Below are 8,534 nucleotides of genomic sequence, written 5' to 3'. Positions count from 1 at the left end.
AGCTCGAGACCGATGGCCATCTGCACCGAATCCTGTTGCCCGTAACGGCACCAGTCGCTGCCGACGCAGCTCTTCACCGTGCGCAACGACTTGCCGTAGGCGTGTCCGGACTCCATGCCCCCGTCGACCAGCCTGCGCCAGATCTCGGGCAGCTGATCGACCGTCGCACCGAACATGTCGATGCGCTGACCGCCGGTGATCTTGGTGTAGAGCCCGAAGTCCCTGGCGATCTCGCCGATCAGGATCAGCTGCGCCGGGGTGATGTCGCCCCCGGGCACCCTGGGCACCACGGAGTAACTGCCGTTCTTCTGGATGTTGGCAAGGAAGTGGTCGTTGGAGTCCTGTAGCGAGGCCTCCTCGCCGTCGAGGATGTGTCCCGAACTGGTCGACGCAAGGATCGAGGCAACGACGGGTTTGCAGATGTCGCAACCCGATCCGCTGCCGTAGCGCGCGGCGAGCCCCGAGAACGTGCGGATGCCCGACGCGGTGACGATCTCGAACAGCTCGACCCGTGACTGGGTGAAGTGCTCGCACAGCGCCTTGGACTGCTCGACCCCCTCGGCCTCGAGGAGCTGCTTGAGCAGTGGGACGCAGGATCCGCAGGACGTGCCCGCCAGCGTGCACTTCTTCAGGGCCGGGACGTCGGTGCACCCGCCGCAGATGGCCTCCTTGAGGTCGCCCTTGGTCACGTTGTTGCAGGAGCAGATCTGCGCGATGTCGGGCAGCGCGCCCACACCCAGACCCGAAGGAGCCCCGTCGGCTACCGGTGCGATCAGGGACAGCGGATCGCCGGGCAGCTCGCTGGCGACCATCGGACGCAGCACACCGTAGGCGGAAGCGTCACCGACCAGGATGCCGCCGAGAAGTGTCTTGGCGTCGTCGGAGAGCACCAGTTTGGCGTAGGTCTGCTTGACCGGGTCATTGACAACGACGTCGAGGCAGTTGGGCGTCCGTCCCTGCGCATCGCCGAAGCTGGCCACGTCGACACCCAGTAGCTTCAGCTTGGTGGACATGTCGGCTTCACCGAACTCGGCCGCACCGCCGAGCAATCGGTCGGCGACGACCTCCGCACTGGTGTAACCGGGGCCAACCAAACCGTAACAACGCCCGTCGATCGCTGCGACCTCACCGATCGCGTAGATGTCGGGATCGCTTGTCACGCAGGAAAGATCGGTCAGTACGCCGCCCCGCTGTGCGATGTCAAGTCCGGCTTGGCGAGCGAGTTCATCACGCGGCCGCACCCCTGCTGCGAACACCACCAAACCGGCGTTCAGGCTGCTTCCGTCGTTGAGCGAAAGCTGCACCGAGTCGTCGGTGTCGGACTTCCGAAGCGGGGCGTTCTTCTGCGACGGTCGGATACTCTCCGTGGCCACCCCGGTGTGTACCTCGATACCGAGGCTCCGGATCATCCGGTTCAGCAGCGCACCGCCCGCCGGGTCGAGCTGGGCCGCCATCAGGTGCGGCGACATTTCGAGGACGTGCGTGCTCAGGCCGAACGCGCGCAGCGCATTCGCGGCCTCGAGGCCGAGCAGTCCTCCGCCGATCACCACGCCGGTCGGGGTGTTCGTCTCGGCGGCAGCCAGTGCGCCTGCCCGGATGGCATCCAAGTCGTCGAGCGTGCGGTAGACGTGGCAGTGCGGCAGATCGTGACCGGGGATCGGCGGGACGAAGGCGGCCGAGCCTGTGGCGAGCACCAGCGCGTCGTACGAGATGCGGCGACCCAGGACCGTCGTCACGTACTTCGTGGCCGTGTCGATCCGCGTCACGCGGTCCCGCAGAATCAGCTCGACGTGGTCATCGCCGGCATAGTCGTTGCCGGGCAACGCCAGTCGGCTTCTGTCCCAGTGCTCCGTGTAACCCGTCAGGCCCACTCGGTCATAGGCGGCGTCGCGCTCCTCGGCGAGCACCGTCACCCACCAGGTGTCGTCACCATCGCGCGAGCGCAACGCCTCCACGAAACGGTGACCGACCATGCCGTGTCCTACGACGACGACACGCTTCTGCGAACCCATGCCGCCACGCTAGGCAGCCGAGGTTGCCATCATGTCGCGTCGCGTGAATCGCCCGTCACGTAGTGCTCACCCGGCCTGGATTCAGCCTGTGAGGCCCCGGCTTGTGAGCACTCAGACGTGACCGGCGTTGGTCGGGGTCGTGGTGCCGTACGGGTTGGCGTTGGTGGTCGACGTCGGGGAGGTCGTGTCGCCGACGGTGGCTTCGTCGGTGGGCAGGGGCCCATCGGTGACGACGGGAACACCGGCGTCCTGACTGGTCTGGACGCTCGGCAGGGTGTAACTGGTCGACGACGAGGACGTCGTGTACCCCGAGATCGACGTGGTGTCCGCGGCGGGTTCTGGCGGCACGAAAGCAGGCTCTTGCGACGAATCCGACGTCCGGATCACCGCCACCACCAGCAGGGCGATCAGCGCGACAGCGGCCGCGCCCGCCGCCCATGTCACGCCGGGATGCTCGTGCCAGTCCCACCGCTCGTAGTCGTCGTCCACGGACGGATGTTAGGACGCCAATTCGATCCCCGCGAACAGTCGCATAAGCCCCTCATTCGACGCGAAGCAGGGGCTTTAGCTGGAGCCGCTTGCGGACTGCTCGGCGGGCAAGTGATCACCGCCAGCGCGCCAGCAGCGTCTCCGCGTGCCCGGACAGGACGCGCTGGAAGAACGGGCCGAAACTGATCCGCCCGACCCCAAGCGGGCCGAACGACGAGGGATCGTCCACATCGGGGAGCGCGATCGCGTTGACCGGCAACGGAAGTTCGGTCGTCAACCTGCGCATCGTCTCCGGATCGTGCCTGCCGACCGGGTACAGGCTGTCGGCGCCGGCGTCCGCGGCGAGCTTCAGGCGCGCGATGGCGCGATCGACGCGATCGGCGTCCTCCCCGTCGTTGCGCACGAACAGATCGGTGCGGGCGTTGATCACCACGTGCACGCCCGCCGCGTCGGACGCCTTGCGCAACTCACCGACCAGCGCGGCATGCTCCTCGGGCGTCCGCAGCCGCTTGCCCTCCTTGTGCACGGTGTCCTCGATGTTCAGGCCAACCGCACCCGCCGAGATCAGCCCCTCGATCAGGCGCTTGGGCGACTCGCCGTACCCCGACTCGACGTCGACCGAGACCGGCACGTCGACCGCGCCGGTGATCTGGACGATCCGCGCAGTCAGCTCGTCGAAGGACATCCCCTCGCCGTCGGCCTTGCCCACCGAATCGGCGACCGGATGACTACCCACCGTCAGCGCGGCAAACCCCGCGTCGACCGCCAGCTTCGCCGACCAGGCGTCCCACACGGTCGGCAGAATCACCGGATCACCGGGCACGTGCAGCGCCTTCAACGTCGTCGCGCGCTCCCGCAAAACCTCTTCGGACACTCTCCAACCTCCACTGTTCGACGTGATCTGTCTCACTCTTAACTCAGCCTGTGACTAGCATCAATTGTCGTACCGTGATCGTGACACCCTTCAGCCCAAGGAGGTCAACTCCGTTGTCCACAACCACCGAACTCGACCAGCTACACGAGCTGATCGGCGGCTTGCGCCGCTGCGTCACGTCACTGGCATCACGCTACGGCGACAGCACGGCGATGCGCCGCATAGTCAACGACGCCGAACGCATTCTCAACGACATCGACCGGCTCGACATCGATGCCGAGGAGTTGAATCTCGCCCGTGGGGTAGGTCACCATCACCACACCGTCGAGAAGATCGGCATCCCCGACACGCAGTACGCCAGCGACTTCTGGCAGGACGTGGATGACGAGGGCCTCGGCGGGACCCGCTGAACCAGCTAACCGCAAACACGACGAAGTGAGGGCAAACCCTTGAGCGCACCCACCGCCGACCGCCCCGGCACAGGTGTCTTCTCGCCGACGCGAGCGCAGATCAATCAGCGCACGCTCCGCACCGACGCGTGGTGGAAGTCCCCGCTGATCACCGACCTCGGCTTCGCCGCGTTCGTGATCTACGCGACGGTCCGCGCGTTCCTGCAGGACAACTACTTCGTCCCCGAGTACCACTACCTCACACCGTTCTACTCACCGTGCATCAGCACCGGCTGCACGCCGGAGGCCAGCGGCTTCTGGCCCCAGTTCCTGCCCGACGTGTGGTGGCTGCCGTACGCGGCGGCATCGCTGCCATTCCTGCTGCTCTTCCGCCTCACCTGCTACTACTACCGCGGCGCCTACTACCGCTCGGTGTGGCAGTCCCCGACAGCGTGCGCGGTGGCCGAGCCCCACGCGAAGTACACCGGCGAGACCAAGCTTCCGCTGATCATCCAGAACACCCACCGGTACTTCTTCTACATCGCCGGGATCATCTCGGTGATCAACACCTATGACGCGATCGAGGCCATGCAATCGCCGTCCGGTTTCGGATTCGGTTTGGGCAACGTGATCCTCTGGATCAACGTGATCATGCTTTGGGTCTACACACTCTCGTGCCACTCCTGCCGCCACGTCGTAGGCGGACGGCTCAAGCACTTCTCCAAGCACCCCGTTCGGTACTGGCTGTGGGGCCAGGTGAGCAAGCTCAACACCCGGCACAAGCTGTACGCGTGGATCACGCTCGGCACGCTGATGGTCACCGACTTCTACGTCATGCTGGTCGCCAGCGGCACGATCAACGATCTGAGGTTCGTCGGTTGATTCTGTTGGCCGACAACATCATTCACGAACTAGCGAGGACGAAATAGATGGCTGAACTCGAACGGCACGAATACGACGTGGTCGTGATCGGCGCCGGCGGGGCAGGACTGCGTGCCGTGATCGAGGCCCGCGAACGCGGCCTGCGCGTCGCGGTGGTCACCAAGTCGCTGTTCGGCAAGGCGCACACGGTGATGGCCGAGGGGGGCTGCGCCGCGGCGATGCGCAACGTCAACACCAAGGACTCCTGGCAGGTGCACTTCGGTGACACCATGCGCGGCGGCAAGTTCCTGAACAACTGGCGGATGGCCGAACTGCACGCGCAGGAGGCCCCTGACAGGGTCTGGGAGCTGGAGAGCTACGGCGCGCTGTTCGACCGCACCAAGGACGGCAAGATCAGCCAGCGCAACTTCGGCGGGCATACCTACCCGCGACTGGCGCACGTCGGTGACCGCACCGGCCTCGAGATCATCCGCACGCTGCAACAGAAGATCGTGTCGCTGCAGCAGGACGACTTCAAGGAATTCGGCGACTACGAATACCGGATCAAGATCTTCCACGAGTGTTCGGTCACCGACCTGATCAAGGACGGCGACAGGATCGCGGGCGCGTTCGGCTACTGGCGCGAGACCGGCAACTTCATTCTGTTCGACGCCCCCGCGGTGGTGCTCGCGACCGGCGGCATCGGCAAGTCGTTCAAGGTCTCGTCGAACTCCTGGGAGTACACCGGCGACGGCCACGCCCTTGCGTTGAGGGCCGGATCCAACCTGATCAACATGGAGTTCATCCAGTTCCACCCGACCGGGATGGTCTGGCCGCTGTCGGTCAAGGGCATCCTCGTCACCGAGGGCGTCCGCGGCGACGGTGGAGTGCTGAAGAACTCCGACGGCAAGCGGTTCATGTTCGACTACATCCCGCCGGTCTTCAAGGGCCAGTACGCCGAGACCGAGGAGGAAGCCGACCAGTGGCTCAAGGACAATGACTCCGCCCGCCGCACTCCTGACCTGCTCCCCCGCGACGAGGTCGCTCGTGCCATCGTCGCCGAGGTCAAGGCTGGCCGCGGCACCCCGCACGGCGGGGTCTACCTCGACATCGCCTCGCGGATGCCCACCGAAGAGATCAAGCGGCGTCTGCCGTCGATGTACCACCAGTTCATCGAGCTGGCCGAGGTCGACATCACCAAGGACGAGATGGAGGTCGGCCCGACCTGTCACTACGTGATGGGCGGCATCGAAGTCGATCCCGACACCGGCGGGGCAGCGACCCCCGGCCTGTTCGCGGCCGGCGAGTGCTCGGGTGGCATGCACGGCTCCAACCGGCTGGGTGGGAACTCGCTGTCGGACCTGCTGGTGTTCGGAAGGCGAGCCGGAATGGGCGCCAGCGACTACGTAGCGGCGCTGTCCGAGCGACCGAAGCCGCCGGAGGCCGCCGTCGACGAAGCCACCAAGATGGCGTTGGCGCCGTACGACGCACACGAGAATCCCGAGAACCCGTACACGCTGCACGCCGAGCTTCAGCAGTCGATGAACGACCTCGTCGGCATCATCCGCAAGGAAGACGAGATCAACGAGGCGCTGGCCAAGCTCGACGAGCTCAGGGGCCGGTTGCAGAACGTCGCCGTCGAGGGCGGCCGGGTGTACAACCCCGGCTGGCACCTTGCGATCGACATGCGCAACATGCTGCTGGTCAGCGAGTGCGTGGCCAAGGCTGCGCTGCAACGCACCGAGAGCCGCGGCGGGCATACCCGCGACGACCACCCGGCGATGGACGCCAACTGGCGCAACACGTTGCTGGTGTGCAAGACCACCGAGGCTGCCACGGCCGAAGCGATGGTCCCCCGCGTCACCGTCGTCCCCGAGACACAGGTACCGATGCGGCCGGACCTTCTCGAAGTCTTCGAACTCTCCGAACTCGAGAAGTACTACACCGATGCCGAATTGACCGAGCACCCGGAACGGAAGGGCTGACATGGCTGCCTATGACGCGAGCTTGCGGGTTTGGCGCGGGGACGACGACGGCGGCGAGCTGAAGGACTACACCGTCGAGGTCAACGACGGCGAGGTCGTGCTCGACATCATCCACCGGCTGCAGGCCACGCAGACTCCGGACCTCGCGGTGCGGTGGAACTGCAAGGCAGGTAAGTGCGGTTCGTGCTCGGCGGAGGTCAACGGCCGACCGCGGCTGATGTGCATGACCCGGATGTCGACGTTCGACGAGAACGAGACCGTCACCGTGACTCCGCTGCGGACCTTCCCAGTGATGCGCGACCTGGTGACCGACGTGTCCTTCAACTACGAGAAGGCGCGCCAGATCCCGTCGTTCACGCCGCCGAAGGATCTGCAGCCGGGTGAGTACCGCATGCAGCAGGAGGACGTGAACCGCAGCCAGGAGTTCCGCAAGTGCATCGAGTGCTTCTTGTGCCAGAACGTCTGCCACGTGGTGCGTGACCACGAGGAGAACAAGGAAAACTTCGCAGGCCCCAGGTACCACATGCGCATCGCCGAGTTGGACATGCACCCGCTGGACACCGTCGATCGCAAGGACATGGCGCAGGAGGACTTCGGCCTCGGACTCTGCAACATCACCAAGTGCTGCACCGAGGTCTGCCCCGAACACATCAAGATCACCGACAATGCGCTGATCCCGATGAAGGAACGCGTCGCCGACCGCAAGTACGACCCGGTCGTGTGGCTGGGGAACAAGCTGTTCAAGCGCTAGCGAGCGGTCAATCCTTGGGCTGAGCGGCCCGTTCCTTGGACAGTGCGATCATCACGATTTCCGTCATCTCTGGCCACGGCGGTCGCCGCAAGACAGCGACGGTGGCGATGACAGCCGCAGCGAACCCGGTGCAGGCGCCGATGACGGCGATCCTGCCGCTGTCGACGGCCGGGGTCCACGTGGCACCCTGGGCCGTCACGGTGAACAGGCCGATCGGCCGCGCCGGGCCGTCCCGCCAGCCGGGGCGAGACACCGTGATGACGACGGTGCCGTTGCTTGACTCGAACGGTTCACTGAAGATCATTCGGCCACCCTATGCAGCGGGCGTAACGCCACTGCGGCGTATCCGTGGATTCTTCGCAGCGCCTGCACAACGACCTGCGCAATGAGCGGTGTGACCTACGCCGCAGGCGGGTACGCTCTTGGAAGCCAATCAATGATGAAGGGCGGCCCCATGAGTGGTGGAGAAACTCAGAGCGTCAACGACATTCGCACCGCGATCCGCGAGCTGACCGCGCGCGCCGAGCTGGCCCGCAAGGAGGGCAGACCCGACGATGCGGCAGAGCTGGACCGGCGCGTCCAGGGTTACCGCGAGGAACTCGGCGCGCGTCCGTAGCGGCTTGGCGCCCTAACCGCCTAGGCGGCGGAACGCACTGCGGTGAAACACGATGGGCGCCTGAATCTCGGGGTCGTCGTGCACCGTGATGTCGTGCACCCGCAGCACGACGATCGTGTGATCGCCCGCCGGGACGAGTTGCTCGATCGCACTCTCCAGCCACACGCTGGTGCCGTGAATGAAGACCGCACCGCGATCGGACGAGCGGGTCTCCAGACCGGCGAACCGGTCGCCGGTCTTGGCGGCCAGGGACTTCGCGGCCGCGTCGTGTGACTCGCCGAGCACGCTGATGCCGAGGAACGGCAGATCCTTCAGCTTGGGCCACGTCGTCGAGGTGTTCTGCACGCAGAACGACACCAGGGGCGGATCCAGAGACACCGGGACGAAGGTGCTCGCCGCCAGGCCCACCCGGACGCCGTCGACCTCCGCGGCGATCGCGATCACGCCAGCCGGGAAGTGCCCAAAGGCCTCGCGCAGGGATGTCGGACTCAAGTCGGTGCCGGTCATAACGACTCCATCTTCACACGTATCGAGGTGCGGCGGCCAGATTGGCGCTC

At 65.7% G+C, this 8,534-nt stretch carries 10 protein-coding genes; 5 read left to right on the top strand and 5 right to left on the bottom strand.

Annotation, left to right across the window (positions count from 1 at the left end; translation table 11 throughout):
• The 3 genes from nirB to QOD90_RS12650 form a co-directional block, all read right to left on the bottom strand.
• A partial coding sequence (gene nirB / locus QOD90_RS12660; RefSeq protein WP_526350139.1) for a nitrite reductase large subunit NirB occupies window positions 1–2,012 on the bottom strand: 2,012 nt, incomplete at its 3' end.
• A 111-nt stretch (window positions 2,013–2,123) separates the two neighbouring features.
• On the bottom strand, window positions 2,124–2,501 hold the full coding sequence (locus QOD90_RS12655) for a hypothetical protein (protein WP_526350137.1): 378 nt from the start codon (window positions 2,499–2,501) through the stop codon (window positions 2,124–2,126).
• Between the two features lie 115 nt (window positions 2,502–2,616).
• Complete coding sequence (locus QOD90_RS12650; RefSeq protein WP_526350135.1) at window positions 2,617–3,375, bottom strand: isocitrate lyase/PEP mutase family protein; 759 nt, start codon at window positions 3,373–3,375, stop codon at window positions 2,617–2,619.
• A gap of 113 nt (window positions 3,376–3,488) precedes the next feature.
• Here QOD90_RS12650 and QOD90_RS12645 point away from each other — a divergent pair, with 113 nt between their 5' ends.
• Genes QOD90_RS12645 through QOD90_RS12630 form a run of 4 tightly spaced genes read left to right on the top strand, consistent with a single transcriptional unit; the run spans window position 3,489 to window position 7,361 of the window.
• On the top strand, window positions 3,489–3,785 hold the full coding sequence (locus tag QOD90_RS12645; RefSeq protein ID WP_526350133.1) for an Rv0250c family protein: 297 nt from the start codon (window positions 3,489–3,491) through the stop codon (window positions 3,783–3,785).
• A 39-nt stretch (window positions 3,786–3,824) separates the two neighbouring features.
• On the top strand, window positions 3,825–4,646 hold the full coding sequence (gene sdhC / locus QOD90_RS12640; RefSeq protein WP_526350131.1) for a succinate dehydrogenase subunit SdhC: 822 nt from the start codon (window positions 3,825–3,827) through the stop codon (window positions 4,644–4,646).
• A gap of 47 nt (window positions 4,647–4,693) precedes the next feature.
• On the top strand, window positions 4,694–6,610 hold the full coding sequence (locus QOD90_RS12635; RefSeq protein ID WP_526350129.1) for a fumarate reductase/succinate dehydrogenase flavoprotein subunit: 1,917 nt from the start codon (window positions 4,694–4,696) through the stop codon (window positions 6,608–6,610).
• Between the two features lies 1 nt (window position 6,611).
• On the top strand, window positions 6,612–7,361 hold the full coding sequence (locus tag QOD90_RS12630; RefSeq protein ID WP_526350127.1) for a succinate dehydrogenase/fumarate reductase iron-sulfur subunit: 750 nt from the start codon (window positions 6,612–6,614) through the stop codon (window positions 7,359–7,361).
• A gap of 7 nt (window positions 7,362–7,368) precedes the next feature.
• Here QOD90_RS12630 and QOD90_RS12625 read toward each other — a convergent pair whose 3' ends face one another.
• Entirely contained in the window at window positions 7,369–7,665 is a 297-nt protein-coding gene (locus tag QOD90_RS12625; protein WP_526350125.1) for a hypothetical protein, read from the bottom strand.
• A 150-nt stretch (window positions 7,666–7,815) separates the two neighbouring features.
• On the opposite strand from QOD90_RS12625, the gene QOD90_RS12620 reads away from it, so the two are divergent.
• Window positions 7,816–7,977 carry a hypothetical protein gene (locus QOD90_RS12620; protein WP_526350123.1) on the top strand — a complete coding sequence of 54 codons (162 nt, stop codon included), beginning with the start codon at window positions 7,816–7,818 and terminating at the stop codon, window positions 7,975–7,977.
• Between the two features lie 12 nt (window positions 7,978–7,989).
• Here QOD90_RS12620 and QOD90_RS12615 read toward each other — a convergent pair whose 3' ends face one another.
• On the bottom strand, window positions 7,990–8,484 hold the full coding sequence (locus QOD90_RS12615; RefSeq protein WP_526350122.1) for a flavin reductase family protein: 495 nt from the start codon (window positions 8,482–8,484) through the stop codon (window positions 7,990–7,992).
• Between the last annotated feature and the right edge of the window lie 50 nt (window positions 8,485–8,534).

The sequence above is a fragment of the Mycobacterium sp. genome (genome assembly GCF_032161845.1).
Lineage (GTDB): Bacteria > Actinomycetota > Actinomycetes > Mycobacteriales > Mycobacteriaceae > Mycobacterium.
This window is presented reverse-complemented; position numbering and strand designations above follow the sequence as displayed.

What these genes read in the sequence shown, in the direction of transcription:
- QOD90_RS12625 (WP_526350125.1), bottom strand. Translation starts at nt 7,665, where the DNA reads ATGATCTTCAGTGAACCGTTCGAGTCAAGCAACGGCACCGTCGTCATC.
- QOD90_RS12620 (WP_526350123.1), top strand. Translation starts at nt 7,816, where the DNA reads ATGAGTGGTGGAGAAACTCAGAGCGTCAACGACATTCGCACCGCGATC.
- QOD90_RS12615 (WP_526350122.1), bottom strand. Translation starts at nt 8,484, where the DNA reads ATGACCGGCACCGACTTGAGTCCGACATCCCTGCGCGAGGCCTTTGGG.
- QOD90_RS12635 (WP_526350129.1), top strand. Translation starts at nt 4,694, where the DNA reads ATGGCTGAACTCGAACGGCACGAATACGACGTGGTCGTGATCGGCGCC.
- QOD90_RS12630 (WP_526350127.1), top strand. Translation starts at nt 6,612, where the DNA reads ATGGCTGCCTATGACGCGAGCTTGCGGGTTTGGCGCGGGGACGACGAC.